The organism is Streptomyces sp. NPDC001231 (genome assembly GCF_042896885.1).
Taxonomy (GTDB): Bacteria; Actinomycetota; Actinomycetes; order Streptomycetales; family Streptomycetaceae; genus Streptomyces.
In genome coordinates this window covers 14,545-32,064 of record NZ_JBIAXS010000024.1, presented here as the reverse complement: position 1 = coordinate 32,064, position 17,520 = coordinate 14,545, and the positions used below count along the sequence as shown (strand labels likewise).

16 protein-coding genes are annotated in these 17,520 nt (G+C 72.7%); 9 read left to right on the top strand and 7 right to left on the bottom strand.

Features of this window, described 5'->3' with window-relative positions:
• Nucleotides 1-109 precede the first annotated feature (109 nt).
• Nucleotides 110-343: a chaplin ChpH gene (chpH, locus tag ACFY3J_RS26660; protein WP_141362476.1), complete on the top strand. Its 234-nt coding sequence runs from the start codon at nt 110-112 to the stop codon at nt 341-343.
• A gap of 191 nt (nt 344-534) precedes the next feature.
• The gene (locus ACFY3J_RS26655; protein WP_384175282.1) at nt 535-1,386 is read left to right on the top strand and encodes a chaplin; all 852 of its coding nucleotides are present in this window, start codon (nt 535-537) and stop codon (nt 1,384-1,386) included.
• 73 nt (nt 1,387-1,459) lie between these two features.
• Here the strand turns inward: ACFY3J_RS26655 and ACFY3J_RS26650 are convergent, their stop codons facing one another.
• On the bottom strand, nt 1,460-1,648 hold the full coding sequence (locus ACFY3J_RS26650; RefSeq protein WP_030244084.1) for a DUF5703 family protein: 189 nt from the start codon (nt 1,646-1,648) through the stop codon (nt 1,460-1,462).
• 47 nt (nt 1,649-1,695) lie between these two features.
• Here ACFY3J_RS26650 and ACFY3J_RS26645 point away from each other — a divergent pair, with 47 nt between their 5' ends.
• Complete coding sequence (locus ACFY3J_RS26645) at nt 1,696-2,424, top strand: hypothetical protein (RefSeq protein ID WP_384175284.1); 729 nt, start codon at nt 1,696-1,698, stop codon at nt 2,422-2,424.
• Between the two features lie 112 nt (nt 2,425-2,536).
• On the opposite strand, the gene ACFY3J_RS26640 is transcribed toward ACFY3J_RS26645, so the two are convergent.
• Both ACFY3J_RS26640 and ACFY3J_RS26635 read right to left on the bottom strand, forming a co-directional pair.
• Nucleotides 2,537-4,804: a helix-hairpin-helix domain-containing protein gene (locus ACFY3J_RS26640; RefSeq protein WP_390841886.1), complete on the bottom strand. Its 2,268-nt coding sequence runs from the start codon at nt 4,802-4,804 to the stop codon at nt 2,537-2,539.
• A gap of 326 nt (nt 4,805-5,130) precedes the next feature.
• Nucleotides 5,131-6,114 (bottom strand): aldo/keto reductase, encoded by a 984-nt coding sequence (locus ACFY3J_RS26635; RefSeq protein ID WP_384175288.1) that lies wholly within the window; start codon nt 6,112-6,114, stop codon nt 5,131-5,133.
• 176 nt (nt 6,115-6,290) lie between these two features.
• On the opposite strand from ACFY3J_RS26635, the gene ACFY3J_RS26630 reads away from it, so the two are divergent.
• From ACFY3J_RS26630 to mshC, 6 genes are all read left to right on the top strand, one after another.
• Nucleotides 6,291-7,346, top strand: a complete 1,056-nt coding sequence (locus ACFY3J_RS26630) for an LLM class F420-dependent oxidoreductase (protein WP_390841885.1) — start codon at nt 6,291-6,293, stop codon at nt 7,344-7,346.
• Between the two features lie 272 nt (nt 7,347-7,618).
• The gene (locus ACFY3J_RS26625; RefSeq protein ID WP_390841884.1) at nt 7,619-8,407 is read left to right on the top strand and encodes a ferritin-like domain-containing protein; all 789 of its coding nucleotides are present in this window, start codon (nt 7,619-7,621) and stop codon (nt 8,405-8,407) included.
• 234 nt (nt 8,408-8,641) lie between these two features.
• Complete coding sequence (locus ACFY3J_RS26620) at nt 8,642-9,328, top strand: histidine phosphatase family protein (RefSeq protein WP_384175294.1); 687 nt, start codon at nt 8,642-8,644, stop codon at nt 9,326-9,328.
• Between the two features lie 79 nt (nt 9,329-9,407).
• Nucleotides 9,408-9,998, top strand: a complete 591-nt coding sequence (locus ACFY3J_RS26615) for a DUF3090 domain-containing protein (RefSeq protein WP_141362492.1) — start codon at nt 9,408-9,410, stop codon at nt 9,996-9,998.
• Nucleotides 9,962-10,792, top strand: a complete 831-nt coding sequence (locus tag ACFY3J_RS26610; protein WP_390841883.1) for an SCO1664 family protein — start codon at nt 9,962-9,964, stop codon at nt 10,790-10,792. The genes ACFY3J_RS26615 and ACFY3J_RS26610 overlap by 37 nt, the downstream gene beginning before the upstream one ends.
• A gap of 74 nt (nt 10,793-10,866) precedes the next feature.
• Complete coding sequence (gene mshC / locus ACFY3J_RS26605) at nt 10,867-12,096, top strand: cysteine--1-D-myo-inosityl 2-amino-2-deoxy-alpha-D-glucopyranoside ligase (RefSeq protein ID WP_390841882.1); 1,230 nt, start codon at nt 10,867-10,869, stop codon at nt 12,094-12,096.
• A 61-nt stretch (nt 12,097-12,157) separates the two neighbouring features.
• Here the strand turns inward: mshC and ACFY3J_RS26600 are convergent, their stop codons facing one another.
• The 4 genes from ACFY3J_RS26600 to glpK all read right to left on the bottom strand — a co-directional run bounded on the left by ACFY3J_RS26600 (nt 12,158) and on the right by glpK (nt 17,431).
• Complete coding sequence (locus ACFY3J_RS26600) at nt 12,158-13,150, bottom strand: PAC2 family protein (protein WP_384175300.1); 993 nt, start codon at nt 13,148-13,150, stop codon at nt 12,158-12,160.
• A gap of 180 nt (nt 13,151-13,330) precedes the next feature.
• Complete coding sequence (locus ACFY3J_RS26595; RefSeq protein WP_390841881.1) at nt 13,331-14,032, bottom strand: FadR/GntR family transcriptional regulator; 702 nt, start codon at nt 14,030-14,032, stop codon at nt 13,331-13,333.
• 158 nt (nt 14,033-14,190) lie between these two features.
• Nucleotides 14,191-15,822 carry an FAD-dependent oxidoreductase gene (locus tag ACFY3J_RS26590; protein WP_384175304.1) on the bottom strand — a complete coding sequence of 544 codons (1,632 nt, stop codon included), beginning with the start codon at nt 15,820-15,822 and terminating at the stop codon, nt 14,191-14,193.
• 49 nt (nt 15,823-15,871) lie between these two features.
• A complete protein-coding gene (glpK, locus tag ACFY3J_RS26585; RefSeq protein ID WP_384175306.1) occupies nt 15,872-17,431 on the bottom strand; it encodes a glycerol kinase GlpK in 1,560 nt (519 codons plus the stop codon).
• Nucleotides 17,432-17,520 lie beyond the last annotated feature (89 nt).

The following is a 17,520-nucleotide window of genomic DNA, read 5'->3' as shown; positions in this document are numbered from 1 at the left end:
CGACCGGGAAGAGTGAATGCGACCATAAGCTCGTATCCCGATTAGTTCCTCCTCGTTACAGGTGATGCGATCAGCAACATGAGATCGCCTTTGTCAACGAGGAGGAATAATGATCAAGAAGGTCGTCGCTGCCGCGGTCGCCACCGGTGGACTGGTTCTCGCGGGCGCCGGGATGGCCGCCGCCGACTCGGGCGCCCAGGGTGCTGCCGTGCAGTCCCCCGGCGTCGTTTCCGGCAACGTCATCCAGGTGCCCGTTCACGTGCCGGTGAACGTGTGCGGCAACACGATCTCGGTGATCGGGCTGCTGAACCCCGCCTTCGGCAACACCTGCGTCAACCACTGACGTTGTGCCCCGCCCCGTGAGGGTCTGACTCCATCGACTCCGTGGGGGGTCTGAACCCGTCGACCCCGGAGCGCCCGCCATGCGCTCCGGGGTCGACCGGTTTATCGGCGCGGTCGCGACGACGGAATTCCGACGGATGCGACCGCGCGTTCCGGAAGGTTCGAGAAGGTCGAAGGCAGGGATTCAGCAAAATGCGACAGGTCACCCGCAAGGGCCTGATGACGGTGGCCGCGGCCACCGGCGTGATCGCCGCGGCGAGCGGCTACGCCCACGCCGACGCGGACGCGTCCGGCGCCGCCTCCCGGTCACCGGGCGTGCTGTCCGGCAACACGGTGCAGGTGCCGGTGCACGTACCGGTGAACGTCTGCGGCAACACGATCAACGTCGTCGGACTGCTCAACCCGGCGGCGGGCAACACCTGCGCCCAGCACGGCGGCAGCGCGTCCGGGAACAACGGAGGAGGCTCCCACGCCCAGGGGCGCACCAGCGGCTCGCCGGGCGTCGGCTCCGGCAACACGGTGCAGGTGCCGGTCGACGTGCCCGTCAACGTCTGCGGCAACAGTGTCGACGTGATCGGTGTGGCCAACCCGGCCATGGGCAACCACTGCGCCAACGGCGGCGGGAGCCACACCACGCCTCCGGGTGGCGACCGGGAGAACCCGCCCGGCACACCGAGGCATCCCGGCCACCCGGGTCACCCGGGCCACCCGGGTCACCCGAGTCACCCCGGGACCCCGGGACATCCGGGGACGCCCGGTCACCCGGATACTCCGGGTCAGCCCGGCACACCGGGCACACCCAGCACTCCTGCCACCCCCGCTACCCCGGCCACGCCGCCCTCCGAGGACGGCGGCAGCGGCACCCCCGGTGGTTCGACGCGGGTGAACCAGCCGGAGGCGCAGTCCGTCGCCGCGACCAGCGGCCGGGCGCAGCTCGCCCACACCGGCAGCGAACTGCCGATGGGCGCCGTCCTGCCGGTGGGCGCGGGCGCGCTGCTCGCGGGTGCGGTGCTGTACCGCAAGGCACGGACCTCCGCCAGGTAGTCCGAAAGCGGCGATGTGCATGACAAGGCGGGCCCCGCATCGGCGGGGCCCGCTGTGGCTCGGCCGCCTCAGCTCACCACGTGGCGCGCACCTGGCGGATGATCCGCCGGCGCAACCGCACCCTGCGGCTGCCGTCGCGCAGCAGGCTCAGACGGTACAACTCCCAGTGTCCGTACTCGGCGTGGTCCGTCAGCAGACGTGCCGTCTCCTTGCGGGACACCCCGCGCGGGACGTACACGTCGACAAATTCGTATTCCGGCATCGCATCTATTGTGCGGGCTGGGGCCCGGTACGGATAGCGTCTGCACTATGTCTGATGCTGCGCAGCCCACCGCTGCCGAGGTACGCGCCGCCGCCGAGGCGGTCAAGACCGCGCTCGACCGCCACCTGGCCGCGGTCGAACGCCGGTCGGGGGACGAAGACCCGGCCGTCTACGAGGCGTTCAACCAGCTGGCCGCGGCGGCGGAGGCTTACGACGAACTGCTCTACGACCGCTACGACGAGGTCACGCCCTTCGAGATCCCCGGTGACGACTCGCTGCCGCCGTACACAGGTCCCGAGGAGCCGAACGCGATCAGCGTGCTGATCCGTCGCGACTACGCCGTGGCCGAGCCGCAGCGGCTGCTGGCGCAGGCCCAGCGGGTGGAGGCCGCGGACTCCGAGGCCGTCCTGGGCACCGCCGAGGGCGCCTCCGGCACGGTGCACGGGGCGATCGGCATCCTGTTCGGCGAGTTCGAACCGGACGAGATCGCCTCCCGGCACAAGGAGTTCGGCCTGGAGGAGGGTGACTCGACTTTGTGGGTCACCGCCGCGGACGAGCCCGCCGACCCGGGTGACTGGCTGGACGCCCCCTTCGAGCACGTCGACCCGGAGCGGGTCGTCTGCCGCTTCGACGTCAGCGCGGTCTTCGACGACGAGGACGACGAGCTGGACGACGACGACCTCGACGAGGACGAGGACGGGGTTCTCGACGAGGACGACTTCAGCGCGCCGCTCGACGAAGAGGACCTGGATCCGCTGGACGCGAATGACCGCTGAGGCCGTGGGCGGACCGGCGCTCGCCGGTCCGCCCCGGTCGCACGCCGGGCCGCTCCGCGGCGGCTGAGGCGTGTGTTCCCGGAGTTCTGGGAGTTCCGGGAGTTCCGGGATGTCAGCCGGCCGTTCGCTCCTGTGTCCCGGGATCCTGCGCCGGGGGCTGGAGCAGGGCGGGCAGGCGGGTCGTACGTGGCCTGGCCGGGATCTCGGCGACGGCACGGGGCAGTGCTTGCTCCACGCCGTGCACCACGGACAGATGCCGGGCGGCCCGGCTGAACGCCGTGTAGACCCACGGGCGGCTGAGCCCCTTGGCCGCGTCGCCGGGCAGCACGACGACCACCGCGGGCCACCGGCCGCCCACGGCCTGGTGCGCGGTCAGCGCCCATCCGTGCCGCAGTTGCGTCTCCACCCGCTCCTTCGCGACCACCACGTGGGCGCCCGAGCAGGACAGGTGCAGCCCCTCGGCGTCGGCCTTCACCACCTGACCGGGCAGCGTACGGCCCGGAGCGGGGGAGTAGGCGATCCGGTCGCCCGGGTCGAAACCGCCGAAGCGGCCGGGGCCCGGGTTGAGCCGCTCCTTCAGCGCGGCGTTCAGCGCACGCGTGCCGGCCGCGCCGCCGTGCCCTGGGGTGATCACCACGGTCTGCTCGGCCGGGACACCGATCGCCCGCGGCACCGAGTCCGCGACGAGCTGTACGGTCCGGTGCACGGCCTCGCCCGCGTCCCGCACCGGGACGATCACAACCTCCTTGCCGGGCGCCGCCACCTGGTTCAGCTCGCCGACGCCGACGCCGGAGACCAGCTCGCCCAGCGGGCCCGGATCCGGCAGGCGCGAGGCGATCTGCGGGCACACCCGAGCCGCCAGCAGATCCGCGAACACCCGACCGGGCCCCACCGACCACAGCACCGCCGGATCCCCGGCCAGCACCAGCCGCGCCCCGTCCGGCAGCGACTCGACCAGCAGGGCCGCCGTCTCCACGTCCAGTTGGGGCGCGTCGAGCACGACGAGGAGGTCCAGCGCGAGCGAACCGTCCTCGTCCCGGCCGGGGCCCTCGGCGCCGGACAGCAGTCCGGCCACCGTGGCGACGGCGGACGTGGGCGCCTCCGAGGGCTCCTGCGCCTGCGGAAGCCGCCCGAGAAGCTGCCCGAAGCCGTCCCGGCCGAGCGGGCTGTGGGCGGCGGCCCAGGCGCGCAGCCCGAGACGACCCGCCTCGCCCAGCAGCCGCGCGGGCTCGACGCGGGACGCCTCCCCGCCGGTGTGCAGCACCAGCCCGTGCCCGGCCACGGCGCGGAGCAACTCGGCGGCGGAGCCCTGCGCGGAGGCGGCGGCCCGCTCCCAGTCCGAGGCCGAACCGCCTTCCTTCGGCGCGGAGTTGATCAGGCGGGAGAGTCCGTCGGCCAGACTCTCCTCGGCGAGCGCGTACCGCTCCAGGCCGACAAGGACGCGCACCGGACGCCCGCCGTCCTCGTCCGCATCCTCGGTGGCCGGGGCGTCCTCAAGGGCGTCCTGGAACACCAGGGCCTCGCCCTCCGCCAGCGTGCCGTTCAGGGCCGCCTCGGGGTCGGGCACCGACCGCTGGGCCAGGGCTGCGGTCAGGGCCGGGGCTTCCAGGGCCGTGTGCCCGGCGAGGGCGGCCTGCTCCAGCAGCCACACGGTGAAGGCCCGGCCGCGGCGCTCGTCGTCCGGGCCGCACTCGGCGCCGAGCAGGGCGCGCGCGAACCCGTCGGCCTGCTCCGGCCGTACGCCGGTGACGTGCAGCAACTGCCAGGGGTCGGCGTGCAGTCGCTCCTCCGCGCCCTCGCCGAGGGCAGCGGCGACCTGGGGGGCGAGCGTCTCCGGTGCGCCGCCCTGGGCCAGCACCCGGCGCACCGCCTGGACGGTCTCAGGCACCGGCCCGGCGGGCGCGGTGGCGGCCTCGGGCGCCACGGTCCTCGGCCGCGGTGCCGGTTCGGGGGCGGGACGGCGCGGTACGGGCTCGGGCTCGGCGAAGACGGTGGCCGAGGGCTTCTCACCGCTCTCCACGGCCCGCACGGCGGCCAGCAGGTCGGCCGCCGTGCCGCTGAGCTTGCCGCCGCTCTCGATCGGCCCCTTCCGCTCGGCCTTCCGCTGCTCGATCCGCTCCCGCTCGACCCGCTGAGCCGCCAACTCGGCCTCGGCCTCGGACCGATCGCCCCCGTCCGAGGCGTCCGAGGCGTGCGAGCCGTTCGAGGGCTGCGCCTCCGCGCCGGACTGCCCGTCCTCCACCGAGCCACTGCCGCCCGCGCCGTCCTCCGGGGTGCCGCCCGCATCCGGAGCGACGCCCCCGCCCGAGGCCGCACCGGCCTCGGAGGCGCCGTCTGTCGCGGTCGTTCCGGCTTGGGAGGCGCCGTCCTCCGAGTTCACCCCGCCGTCCGAGGCGCGACCTCCCAAGGCCGCCCCGCCGTCCGAGGCGCCGTCTTCCGAGTTCGCCCCGCCGTCCGAGGCGTCGCCTCCCCCGGCCCCCTCGGCTTCCGAGGCGCCATTCCGCGCGCTCGTTCCGGCCCCGGAGACATCCCCCTCCGCGGCCGCCCCGCCTTCCGGGGCACAGTCTTCCCTGGTCTCCTCGGCCTCCGACACCCCACCCCCCGACGTACCGCCCTCCCCGACCGGGCCGTCGTGGCGGAGCCCGTCGTCCGCCCCGGGGTCCGGGGTGCCAGGCCCCGTCTGTTCCGTGGTCTCCGGCTCCGTGCTCACAGCGTGCTCCAGTCGTGATCGGGATAGCGGTGCACGGGCTCCGACACGTCGTCGAGCGCCCGGCAGATCTCGTCAGGAAGACTAAGCGCCTCCACTGACAGCACCGCCGTGAGCTGCTGCGCGTTGCGGGTACCGACGATCGGCGCCGTCACGCCCGGCCGGTCGCGGACCCAGGCGAGGGCCACCTGGAGCGGGGTCACCGCCAGCCCGTCCGCCGCCGTGGAGAGCGCGTCCACGATGCGGCCCGCCGTGTCGTCCAGGTACGGCTCGACGAACGGCGCCAGGTGCTCCGAGGCGCCCCGCGAGTCCGGCGGCGTTCCGTTGCGGTACTTGCCGGTCAGCACGCCGCGGCCCAGCGGTGAGGACGGCAGCAGGCCGACGCCCAGGTCCAGCGCGGCGGGCAGCACCTCGCGCTCCACGCCGCGTTGCAGCAGCGAGTACTCCATCTGCGTGCTCGCCAGCCGCGTCCGGGCGCCGGGCGCCGCGAGCTGCCAGGTCGCGGCCTTGGCCAGTTGCCAGCCGCAGAAGTTGGAGACGCCCGCGTAGCGCACCCGGCCGCTGCCGACGGCGAGGTCGACCGCGTGGAGGGTCTCCTCCAGCGGTGTGTGCGGGTCGAAGGCGTGGACGTGCCACACGTCGACGTAGTCCGTGCCGAGGCGGGTGAGGGAGGCGTCCAGCGCGGCCAGCAGATGGCCGCGGGAGCCGTCGAAGCGCCGGTCCGGGTCCGGCACGCTGCCCGCCTTGGTCGAGAGGACCAGGTCTCGGCGGGGCACGAGGCCGTCCATGAGCCGCCCGAGCAGGTACTCGGCCTGTCCGTCGCCGTACACGTCCGCCGTGTCCACGAGGGTGCCGCCCGCCTCCCAGAACACCTTCAGCATGTCCGCGGCGTCGTGCTCGTCGGTGTCCCGGCCCCAGGTGAGGGTGCCGAGGCCGATGCGGGACACGCGCAGGCCCGTACGGCCGAGATGCCTCTGCTCCATGGTCGCCGAGATTACTGGCCACGGCTGGTACGCGGGTGACCTGTGGACAACCCGGCCCCCGCCCGCCGGGGCGCGCCGCGAACCGGCCGTCCCGCAGGTCGTGCACTGCCATGTGCCGCGGGGCCGCGCTAGTGTTCCCCGCACAACGGACGTTACTGATCGGTAAGGGGAACGGCATGCAGCTCGGGATCAACCTCGGCTACTGGGGTGCCGGCATGGACGGGGACAACCTGGCCGTCGCGCAGGAGGCGGACCGGCTCGGATACGCCGTGTGCTGGGCCGCCGAGGCCTACGGCTCGGACGCGGCCACCGTGCTCACCTGGGTCGCCGCGCAGACCGAGCGCATCGACGTGGGCTCGGCCATCTTCCAGATCCCCGCCCGGCAGCCCGCGATGACGGCGATGACGGCCGCCACGCTGGACTCGCTGTCCGGCGGCCGCTTCCGGCTCGGCCTCGGCGTCTCCGGCCCGCAGGTGTCCGAGGGCTGGTACGGCGTGAAGTTCGACAAGCCGCTGGCCCGCACCCGCGAGTACGTCGAGATCGTCCGCAGGGCGATGACGCGGGAGCGGCTGACGTACGACGGCGAGCACTGGACGCTGCCGCTGCCGGGTGGTCCCGGCAAGCCGATCAAGCTGACCGTGCACCCGCAGCGCGAGCACATCCCGCTCTACATCGCCGCCATCGGCCCGAAGAACCTGGAGCAGACCGGCGAGATCGCCGACGGCGCGCTGCTCATCTTCCCCTCCGCCGACCACCTCGAGGAGACGGCGGTCAAGCACCTGCGCGCCGGCCGCGAGAAGGCCGGCATGACCCTGGACGGCTTCGACGTCTGCCCGACCCTGCCGCTGGCCGTCGGCGACGACAAGGACGTGTCCCGCCTCGCCGACACCTTCCGCCCCTACACCGCGCTGTACGTCGGCGGCATGGGCAGCCGCAGGCAGAACTTCTACAACCAGCTCGCCCGCCGCATGGGCTACGAGAAGGAGGCCGCCGAGATCCAGGACAAGTACCTGTCCGGCGACAAGCAGGGCGCCGCGGCCGCCGTACCGCAGCAGCTCATCGACCAGACCACACTGCTCGGCTCCGTCGACCGGATCGCGGACCGCATGAAGGCCTACGCCGCGGCCGGGGTGACCACGCTGACTCTCGCCCCCGCGGGCTTCACGCTGGAGGAGCGGCTTGCCTCGCTGCGGGCCGGCACCGAGGCCCTGGAGCGCGCCGGGCTGGCGTGACCGCCGGCCGCGACACGGCAGGCGGGGGGCGGTACGGCGGTGGCTTTTCGCGGCCGTGGTGGGGGCTCGGGGGTCTTCCCCGCCACGGCCGTCACGGAGAACAACGCGCCCGCCGCTGCACGGTTACGCCCGTGTCCGGCCCCGTTCCGGTCGCCCCGTCGCCTGCCGCACGCTCCTCCGTTCGGCGTAGTGCGCCCTCATCCCTGTTGCGGCACCCGCGCGGTCGCATTTGACTCGTGCTGCGCGGCAGTCAGGCAGGGAGGTGGCCCGCGGTGCTTTCGCCCAGAAGCCTGTTCCGGGAGATCCTCGACCACGACGAGTCCTTCCGGCTGTTCTGCTCCATCGCGGCCGGCGGGGAGACGCAGGGCGGCTGGGAGAACGGCCGGATCGCGGAGCTCGTACCGCCCGGCGAGCGCGGCCTCGCCCCGAAGATCGCCCGCCACGGGTCGGACGAGGACAAGCACGGCCGGATCTTCCGCGCCCTGCTGCGCAACCGCGGTCTGGACCCCGTGCCGGTGCCCCCGGAGACGGACTACACGATGCTCCTGGAACGGCGGGGCATCGGGCTCCCGCACGACCGGCTCCGCGCCGACGAGCCGCTCACCGTGGAGGACCTCGTCGTCTACCTGGCCCACAGCCGGGTCACCGAACAGCGCGCCTGCGAGCAGATGAGGCTGCTGTGCAGGCACTTCGGCGACCACCCCGGCATCGGGCGGGCGGTGCGGATGATCGCCGACGACGAGGACAACCACCTCGCCTACTGCCACGAGGAACTGCTGCGCCTCGCCGCCGCCGGGTACGGCCGGACCATCCAGCGGACGCTGCACGCGTGCGCGCTCGCCGAGATCCTCGTCCACCGCGACGTCAGCCTGGCCGTCATGTCCCGTATGGGCCGCATCCTCGGCTGGTCCGCGGCCAGGTCGGCGCTCCTCGCGGCCGGCATCCACGCCGTGTACGCCTACGAGCGGCTGGTGGGCCGGCGCCGGATGACGACTCTGCGCATGCCCGAGCGCCGCGACGCCCTCGGCGGACCCGCCGCCCCGGCGCCCGAGTTCGCCTGACGGGTGACGCGGGACCTACAGCCGGCCCCGCCGCTCGAACAGCCGGTACGGCAGCATCTCCAGAGCGGCCATCAGCAGGATCACCGCCGGGTAGGACCAGAGCCGGTGTCGGAGAGGTCGGCGAAGCCCGGTGTGCGGTGGCCGTCACGGTAGACGGCGCAGTCGACGATCACAGAGCGTGTCCTCCCCTCGTCCGGTCGCCACCCGAAGCGTCCGTACGCCTACCCTGGCCGCATGCCCACGCTGATCCTCGTCAGGCACGGACGCTCCACCGCCAACACCGCCGGACTGCTCGCCGGCTGGACCCCAGGGGTCGCCCTGGACGAACGCGGCACCGCGCAGGCCGCGGCGCTGCCGGGGCGGCTCGACGGACTGCCGATCGCCGAAGTCGTCACCAGTCCGCTGCAGCGCTGCCGGGAAACCGTACGACCGCTGCTGGACGCCCGGCCGGGACTGACCGCGCACACGGACGAGCGGATCGGCGAGTGCCACTACGGCGACTGGTCCGGCCGCAAGCTCGCCGAGCTCAAGGACGAGCCGCTGATGGAGGTGGTGCAGGCGCACCCCTCGGCGGCCGCGTTCCCCGGCGGCGAGTCCATGCGCGCGATGCAGACCCGCGCCGCCGAGGCGGTGCGCGAGTGGAACGCGCGCGTGGAGCGCGACCACGGTGCCGACGCCGTCTACCTGATGTGCTCCCACGGTGACATCATCAAGTCCCTCGTGGCGGACGCGCTCGGCCTTCATCTGGACCTCTTCCAGAGGATCTCCGTCGAACCCTGTTCCGTCACCGCGATCCGCTACACCAGGTTGCGGCCGTTCCTGGTACGGCTCGGCGACACCGGGGACTTCGCGTCCCTGGCACCGCGCGAGGAGCCGGAAGGCGACGACGCACCGGTCGGGGGCGGCGCGGGCGCACCGTGATCGTCGGCCGCAGTAGGGTGAAGCGGTCGCCCTAGACTTCCCGATTCAGACGTTCTCACGATTCCCATGGAGACAGGACGTGTCCCGTCAGGTGTTCCTCTACGACCCCCCGGACCGCTTCGTGGCCGGCACGGTCGGACTGCCCGGGCGCCGTACGTTCTTCCTCCAGGCCACCGCAGGCCCCCGGGTGACCAGCGTGGCCCTGGAGAAGACCCAGGTCGCCGCGCTCGCCGAGCGCATGGACGAACTGCTGGACGAGGTGCTGCGCCGCAGCGGCGGCAGCGCCGCCGTGCCCGCCATGGCGCCCAGCGAGATCGCCGACACCGGCCCGCTGGACACTCCCATCGAGGAGGAGTTCCGGGTGGGCACCATGGCGCTCGCCTGGGACGGTGAGGAGCAGCGCATGATCGTCGAGGCGCAGGCCCTCGTCGAGCTCGACGCGGAGTCCGAGGAGGACCTCGCCGAGGCCGAGGAGCGGCTGCTCCAGGACGAGGAGAACGGCCCCCCGATGCTGCGCGTCCGGCTCACCGGCGCGCAGGCGAGGGCCTTCGCCAAGCGCGCCCTCGACGTCGTCAACGCCGGGCGGCCGCCGTGCCCGCTGTGCAGCCTCCCGCTCGACCCGGAAGGACACGTATGTCCGCGCCAGAACGGATACCGCCGCGGAGCGTGACGCCCGGTGCCGAGTCCGCCGAACTGCTCGCCCAGGGTGAGCTGACCGTGCGCGGCCGCATCCGCGAGGCCTCCAACGCGGCGCTGTTCTGCACGGTCGCGTACGACGGCCGGGAGGCGTCCTGCGTCTACAAGCCGGTCGCCGGGGAGCGGCCGCTGTGGGACTTCCCCGACGGCACCCTCGCCGCCCGTGAGGTGGCGGCGTACGAGGTCTCCGAGGCGACCGGCTGGTCCCTGGTGCCGCCCACCGTGCTGCGCGACGGCCCGTACGGCGAGGGCATGGTCCAGCTGTGGATCGAGGCGACCCCGGAAGCCGAACTGCTCGCGCTGCTGGACGCCGAGGAACCTGGCCCGGGCTGGAAGGCGATCGGCTTCGCCGAGGTCGGCGAGGGACGCACGGCGCTGCTGGTGCACGCGGACGACGAGCGGCTGCGCCGGATGGCCGTGCTGGACGCGGTGATCAACAACGCCGACCGCAAGGGCGGGCACCTGCTGCCGACCCCGGAGGGGCACCTCTACGGCATCGACCACGGCGTCACCTTCAACGTCGAGAACAAGCTGCGCACCCTCCTGTGGGGCTGGGCGGGCGAACCGCTCCCTCCGGAGGTCCTGGCCGTCCTCAAGGCCCTGAAGGACACCCTCCGCGACGGCGCCCCCCTCGCGACCCGGCTGGCCGCCCTGATCACCCCGGCCGAACTCGACGCCACCCGCGCACGCGTGACCGCGCTGCTCACCTCCGGCACACACCCCGAGCCGAGCGGGGAGTGGCCGGCGATCCCATGGCCGCCGGTCTGAGAGCACAGGGGTCAACCGGCCATCCGGGGTGGTCCGGTTCGTAGATGGGACCGCGGTCCGGTTACGCTCATGACATGCATGCCTGGCCCGCTTCCGAAGTCCCCGCCCTGCCTGGTGAGGGCCGCGACCTCAGGATCCACGACACCGCGACCGGTGGTCCGGTCACTCTCGACCCCGGTCCCGTCGCCCGTATCTATGTCTGCGGCATCACGCCGTACGACGCGACCCACATGGGGCACGCGGCGACCTACAACGCGTTCGACCTCGTGCAGCGCGTGTGGCTCGACACCAAGCGGCAGGTGCACTACGTCCAGAACGTGACCGACGTCGACGATCCCCTGCTGGAGCGGGCGCAGCGCGACGACGTCGACTGGGTGGAGCTGGCCGAGCAGGAGACGGCCCTGTTCCGTGAGGACATGACGGCCCTGCGGATGCTGCCGCCCCGGCACTACATCGGCGCCGTGGAGGCCATACCCGGCATCGTCCCGCTGGTCGAAAGGCTGCGCGACCTGGGGGCGGCGTACGAGCTCGACGGGGACGTGTACTTCTCCGTCGAGTCCGACCCCCACTTCGGCGAGGTCTCCCACCTCGACGCGGCGGCCATGCGGCTGCTGTCCGCCGAGCGCGGCGGCGACCCGGACCGCCCGGGCAAGAAGAACCCGCTCGACCCGATGCTGTGGATGGCCGCCCGGGACGGCGAGCCGAACTGGGACGGGGGCTCCCTCGGCCGCGGCCGGCCCGGCTGGCACATCGAGTGCGTGGCCATCGCGCTGGACCACCTCGGCATGGGCTTCGAGGTGCAGGGCGGCGGCTCCGACCTCGCCTTCCCGCACCACGAGATGGGCGCCTCGCACGCCCAGGTGCTCACCGGCGAGTTCCCCATGGCCAAGGCGTACGTCCACGCCGGCATGGTCGCGCTCGACGGCGAGAAGATGTCCAAGTCCAAGGGCAACCTGGTCTTCGTCTCGCGGCTCAGGCGCGACGGCGTCGACCCCGCCGCCATCCGCCTCGCGCTCCTCGCCCACCACTACCGCTCCGACTGGGAGTGGACCGACCAGGTGCTCCAGGAAGCCGTCGAGCGTCTGGACCGCTGGCGCGCGGCCGTCTCCCGTCCCGACGGCCCGTCCGCGGACGCGCTGGTCGAGGAGATCCGTGACGCCCTCGCCGACGACCTGAACGCCCCGGCGGCCCTCGCCGCGGTCGACCGCTGGGTGGCCCTCCAGCAGGAGCGCGGCGGCGAGGACACCGGCGCCCCCGGCCTCGTCTCGCGCGCCGTGGACGCCCTGCTGGGCGTGGCTCTCTGACCCGACCGGCCGGACACGGCATCAGGGGCGGTGCGCGTCACGCGCACCGCCCCTGATCCGTTCACTCCTCCGACGAGTCGTTCCCGGCGTCCCCGTCGTCCGACTCCGCCTTCGGCGGTCGCGGCGGCCGTGGCCGGCCGCCGGGGCCGTCCCGCAGATACGAGCCGCCGTCACCGCCGTCCGCCGTGGCGTGGCCGCCCGACGACGGGCCGCCACCGTCCCGGCGCCGCAGGTACCGCTCGAACTCACGGGCGATCGCCTCGCCCGACGCCTCCGGCAGCTCGGCGGTGTCCCGGGCCTCCTCCAGCGTCTGGACGTACTCCGCGACCTCGCTGTCCTCGGCGGCCAGCTGGTCCACGCCCACCTGCCAGGCACGCGCGTCCTCCGGCAGCTCGCCCAGCGGAATGCGCAGGTCCAGCAGGTCCTCCAGACGGTTGAGGAGGGCCAGCGTGGCCTTCGGGTTCGGCGGCTGCGACACGTAGTGCGGGACCGCCGCCCACAGCGAGACGGCCGGGACACCCGCGTGCGTGCAGGCCTCCTGGAGGATCCCGACGATGCCCGTCGGGCCCTCGTACTTGGTCTCCTCCAGGTCCATGCGGCGGGCCAGATCCGTGTCCGACGTGGTCCCGCTGATGGGAACCGGACGCGTGTGCGGGGTGTCGCCGAGCAGCGCGCCCAGGATGACCACCAGCTCCACACCCAGCTCGTGCGCGAAGCCGAGCAGTTCGTTGCAGAACGAGCGCCAGCGCATGGACGGTTCGATGCCGCGGACCAGCACCAGGTCGCGTGGCTTGTCGCCGCCGACCCGGACCACCGACAACCTGGTCGTCGGCCAGGTGATCTTGCGCACGCCGCCGTCCATGAACACGGTGGGGCGGTTGACCTGGAAGTCGTAGTAGTCCTCGGCGTCCAGCGCCGCGAACACCTCGCCCTTCCACTCCCTCTCCAGATGCGCGACCGCGGTGGAGGCGGCGTCGCCGGCATCGTTCCAGCCCTCGAACGCGGCCACCATGACCGGGTCGATCAGCTCGGGAACCCCCTCGAGCTCGATCACCCAGCGCCTCCTTCCGACGTGCCCTCGCCTGACCCACCAACCTTACGGCGTTCGGCGGGGGCGTCCGCAGCCCCCTTGCACGGGGGGGTGAACGGATCACTGCCCCGTCCGAGTCCTTCGAACACCCATGATCGCCGCCCCGGCGGCCCCGCCCGTCCACCGGTCCACACCTCCGATGGGTCACCGGGCCGAGCGCAGCCACTGCTCCACGCTCGCGATGTGCACCGTGGCCCACGAACGCGCCGCCTCCGCGTCCCGGTCGCGCAGCGCGCCGAGGATCGCGCGGTGCTCGCGCAGGGTGCGGCCGACCGCGTCCCGCCGGGCCAGTCCGCGCCGGACGAGGGCCCGGGTGGTGGGCCCGGACAACCCGTCGAGCAGGGAGCACAGGACCGAGTTGCCGCAGCCCCGCGCGATGCCCCGGTGGAACTCGAGATCGCAGGCGACCAGCTCCTCCACCGAGGGATCGCAGGCGACCAGCCCCTCCACCGAGGGATCGCCGCCGAGCGCGTCCAACCGGGCGTCGAGTGCGTCCAGTTGCTCATCGCTGATGCGGGACGCCGCCATCGCGGTCGCGGCCGGCTCCAGGATGCGGCGCACCGCCAGGAACTCCAGCACCGTGTCGTCACGGTGGAAGTCGACGACGAACCCCATTGCCTCCAGGAGCAGTTGGGGATCCAGGCTGGTGACGTACGTGCCGTCGCCCTGCCGCACGTCCAGGATCCGGATCAGGGACAGCGCCCGCACGGCCTCCCGCAGGGAGTTGCGCGACAACCCCAGTTCGGCGGCGAGTTCGCTCTCCTTGGGCAGCCGCTCGCCGGGCCGCAGCACACCGGAGACGATCATCCCCTTGATCTTCTCGATCGCCTCGTCGGTCACCGCCATGACCGGCCTCCCAGCCCGCGCAGACATCGGATGTCTCGGCCCATTATGGAGGTTCCCCGGACCGGCCCGGGAGGAACGGGAGGAAAACGCACAGCTCGGCGCCGCGGCCGACACCCCTTGCGGGGGAGCAGGCCGCGGCGCCGGCCCGGCGGCTTTGCTCACTGCCCGTCGGGTCGCCTCCGGTCGAGCACGTCCCGCACCTTCGCCCGTACCTCGTCCGTGGCCAGGCCGCGGATCGTCAGCGTCGTACGCCGGCGCAGCACGTCGTCCGCCGTCTGGGCCCACTCGTGGTCCCGGGCCCAGACGACCTGTGCCCAGATCTCCGGGGCGTCCGGGTGGACCCGCTCGCCCAGCTCCGGGTTCTCGTTGGCCAGCCGGGCGATGTCGAAGGCCAGCGAACCGTAGTGCGTGGCCAGGTGCTTGGCGGTGTCGGCCGCCATGCGCGGACCGGGCGCCGGACGGTCCACGAGGAGCCGGTGGGCGACCGCCCGCGGGTTGGCGATGCCGGGCAGCGGCAGCCTCTTCGGCAGCGAGGAGATCGGCTCGTAGTCCTCGCCCAGCGGGGCGCTCGGCAGGGACTCCAGCTTCTTCATCACCGTCCGGCCGATGTGCCGGAAGGTGGTCCACTTGCCGCCCGCCACGGACAGCATGCCGCCCCTGCCCTCCGTCACCACCGTCTCGCGCCTGGCCTTGGCGGTGTCCCCGGGGCCGCCCGGCAGCACCCGCAGTCCGGCGAACGCGTACGTGATCAGGTCGCGGTCGAGCTGCCGGTCGCGTACGGAGAACGCGGCCTCGTCGAGTATCTGGGCGATGTCCTGGTCGTCGACCGCGACATCGGCCGGGTCGCCCTCGTACTCCTCGTCGGTCGTGCCGAGCAGCAGCATGTCCTCCCAGGGGAGGGCGAAGGTGATGCGGTACTTGTCGATCGGCGTGGCCAGCGCGGCCTTCCACGGGGAGGTGCGCTTCAGCACCAGGTGGGCGCCCTTGGACAGGCGGATCGACGGCGCCGCGTTCGGATCCTCCATCCTGCGCAGGTGGTCGACCCAGGGGCCGGTCGCGTTCAGCACCAGGCGGGCGTCCACCCCGAACTCCTCGCCGGACAGCCGGTCCCTCAGCTCCGCGCCGGTGACCCTGCCCCGGGTGAAGCGCAGACCGGTCACCTCGGCGTGGTTGAGGACGACCGCGCCCGACTCGACGGCGGCACGGACCGTCATCAGCGCCATGCGCGCGTCGTTCATCTGGTCGTCGCCGTAGACGGCCACCGCCCTGAGGTTCTCGGTGCGCAGCTCCGGCACGTCCTGCGCGGCCCTCGCCGGGCTGAGCAGGTGGCCCACGCCGTCGCCGAAGGCGGACAGCGCGGAGTAGGCGAACACGCCGGCCCCGAGCTTCGCCGCGCCGTGCGGCCCGCCCCTGTACACGGGGAGGTAGAAGGTGAGCGGGTTCGCCAGATGGGGAGCCACCTGGCGGGAGACCGCACGGCGCTCGAAGTGGTTCTCCGCCACCAGCTTCACCGCGCCGGTCTGCAGGTAGCGCAGGCCCCCGTGGAGCAGCTTGGAGGAGGCGGAGGAGGTGGCGCCGGCGAAGTCGCCGGCGTCGACCAGAGCCACCCTGAGACCGGACTGCGCGGCGTGCCAGGCGGTGGAGATGCCCAGGATGCCGCCGCCGATCACGAGGAGGTCGTAGGCCGCCTTCGAGAGCTGCTCCCGGGTCTCGGCACGGCTCGGGTTCGGGCCGAAGGACGGAACCGTTCCCAGGGCGGGCACGGACTGCAGGGTGGACTGACCGGTCATCGCTTGTTCTTGCTCCTCGTCAGCTTTCGTCAGCTTTCGTCGGCTCTCGTCAGCTCTCGTCGTCGAGCCAGCCCATGGTCCGCTCGACGGCCTTGAGCCAGTTCTTGTACTCACGGTCGCGGATGTCCGCGTCCATGCGGGGGGTCCATTCGGCGGCCCGGCGCCAGTTGGCGCGCAGGTCGTCGGTGCTGCTCCAGAAGCCGACGGCGAGACCGGCGGCGTAGGCGGCACCGAGGCAGGTGGTCTCGGCGACCATCGGGCGCACCACGGGGGCGTCCAGGAAGTCCGCGAGCGTCTGCATCAGCAGGTTGTTGGAGGTCATGCCGCCGTCGACCTTCAGCGCCGTCAGCTCGACACCGGAGTCCTTGGTCATGGCGTCCGCGATCTCCCGCGTCTGCCAGGCGGTGGCCTCCAGGACGGCGCGCGCGAGGTGCGCCTTGGTCACGTACCGTGTCAGGCCGGCGATCACCCCGCGGGCGTCGGAGTGCCAGTACGGGGCGAACAGGCCGGAGAAGGCCGGCACGAAGTAGGCGCCGCCGTTGTCCTCGACCGACAGCGCGAGCGTCTCGATCTCGGCGGCGGTGGAGATCAGGCCCATCTGGTCGCGCATCCACTGCACCAGGGAGCCGGTGACGGCGATTGAGCCCTCCAGGGCGTAGACCGGCTTGTCGTCGCCGATCCGGTAGCCGACGGTGGTCAGCAGCCCGCTGTACGAGTTGATGATCTTGTCGCCGGTGTTCATCACCATGAAGGTGCCGGTGCCGTACGTCGACTTGGTCTCGCCCTCGGAGAAGCAGGTCTGGCCGAACAGGGCCGCCTGCTGGTCGCCGAGCGCCGAGGCGACCGGGATGCCGCCGAGCAGGTCGCCCAGCTTGCCGCCCTTGATCTCGCCGTAGACCTCGGCGGAGGAACGGATCTCGGGCAGGATCCGCGTCGGTACGCCGATCGACTCGGCGATCTTCTGGTCCCACTCCATGGTGTGCAGGTTCATCAGGAGGGTCCGGGAGGCGTTGGTGACGTCCGTGACGTGCTTGCCGCCGTCCGTGCCGCCGGTCAGGTTCCAGATGACCCAGGTGTCCATGGTCCCGAACAGCAGGTCGCCCGCCTCGGCGCGCTCACGCAGTCCCTCGACGTTGTCGAGCAGCCAGCGCGCCTTGGGACCGGCGAAGTAGGAGGCGAGGGGGAGGCCGGTCTCGCGGCGGAAGCGGTCCTGGCCGACGTTGCGGCCCAGTTCCTTGCACAGGGCGTCGGTGCGAGTGTCCTGCCAGACGATGGCGTTGTGGACGGGCTCACCGGTGTTCCGGTCCCACAGCACGGTGGTCTCGCGCTGGTTGGTGATGCCGATGGCCTTGATGTCGTCGCGGGTGATGCCGGCCTTCGCGATGGCTCCGGCGACGACCTCCTGCACGTTGGTCCAGATCTCGGTGGCGTTGTGTTCGACCCAGCCCGGCTTGGGGAAGATCTGTTCGTGTTCCTTCTGGTCGACGGAGACGATCCGGCCGTCCCGGTCGAAGACGATGCAGCGGCTCGAGGTGGTGCCCTGGTCGATGGCGGCGATGAAGGGCCCTTGGCCGTGGGATGCGAGGCCGGCGGTGTGGGCGTCCGTCACTGTCTGCTCCTGGGGTCCGTGGTCGATGGGGCGGGGGTACGGCGTTCGGGGTGCGGCGCGGCGTGCTGCGCGCGAGGGCTCGGAGAGCG

What these genes read in the sequence shown, in the direction of transcription:
- chpH (WP_141362476.1), top strand. Translation starts at nt 110, where the DNA reads ATGATCAAGAAGGTCGTCGCTGCCGCGGTCGCCACCGGTGGACTGGTT.
- ACFY3J_RS26655 (WP_384175282.1), top strand. Translation starts at nt 535, where the DNA reads ATGCGACAGGTCACCCGCAAGGGCCTGATGACGGTGGCCGCGGCCACC.
- ACFY3J_RS26650 (WP_030244084.1), bottom strand. Translation starts at nt 1,648, where the DNA reads ATGCCGGAATACGAATTTGTCGACGTGTACGTCCCGCGCGGGGTGTCC.
- ACFY3J_RS26645 (WP_384175284.1), top strand. Translation starts at nt 1,696, where the DNA reads ATGTCTGATGCTGCGCAGCCCACCGCTGCCGAGGTACGCGCCGCCGCC.
- ACFY3J_RS26635 (WP_384175288.1), bottom strand. Translation starts at nt 6,114, where the DNA reads ATGGAGCAGAGGCATCTCGGCCGTACGGGCCTGCGCGTGTCCCGCATC.
- ACFY3J_RS26630 (WP_390841885.1), top strand. Translation starts at nt 6,291, where the DNA reads ATGCAGCTCGGGATCAACCTCGGCTACTGGGGTGCCGGCATGGACGGG.
- ACFY3J_RS26620 (WP_384175294.1), top strand. Translation starts at nt 8,642, where the DNA reads ATGCCCACGCTGATCCTCGTCAGGCACGGACGCTCCACCGCCAACACC.
- ACFY3J_RS26610 (WP_390841883.1), top strand. Translation starts at nt 9,962, where the DNA reads ATGTCCGCGCCAGAACGGATACCGCCGCGGAGCGTGACGCCCGGTGCC.
- mshC (WP_390841882.1), top strand. Translation starts at nt 10,867, where the DNA reads ATGCATGCCTGGCCCGCTTCCGAAGTCCCCGCCCTGCCTGGTGAGGGC.
- ACFY3J_RS26595 (WP_390841881.1), bottom strand. Translation starts at nt 14,032, where the DNA reads ATGGCGGTGACCGACGAGGCGATCGAGAAGATCAAGGGGATGATCGTC.
- ACFY3J_RS26590 (WP_384175304.1), bottom strand. Translation starts at nt 15,822, where the DNA reads ATGACCGGTCAGTCCACCCTGCAGTCCGTGCCCGCCCTGGGAACGGTT.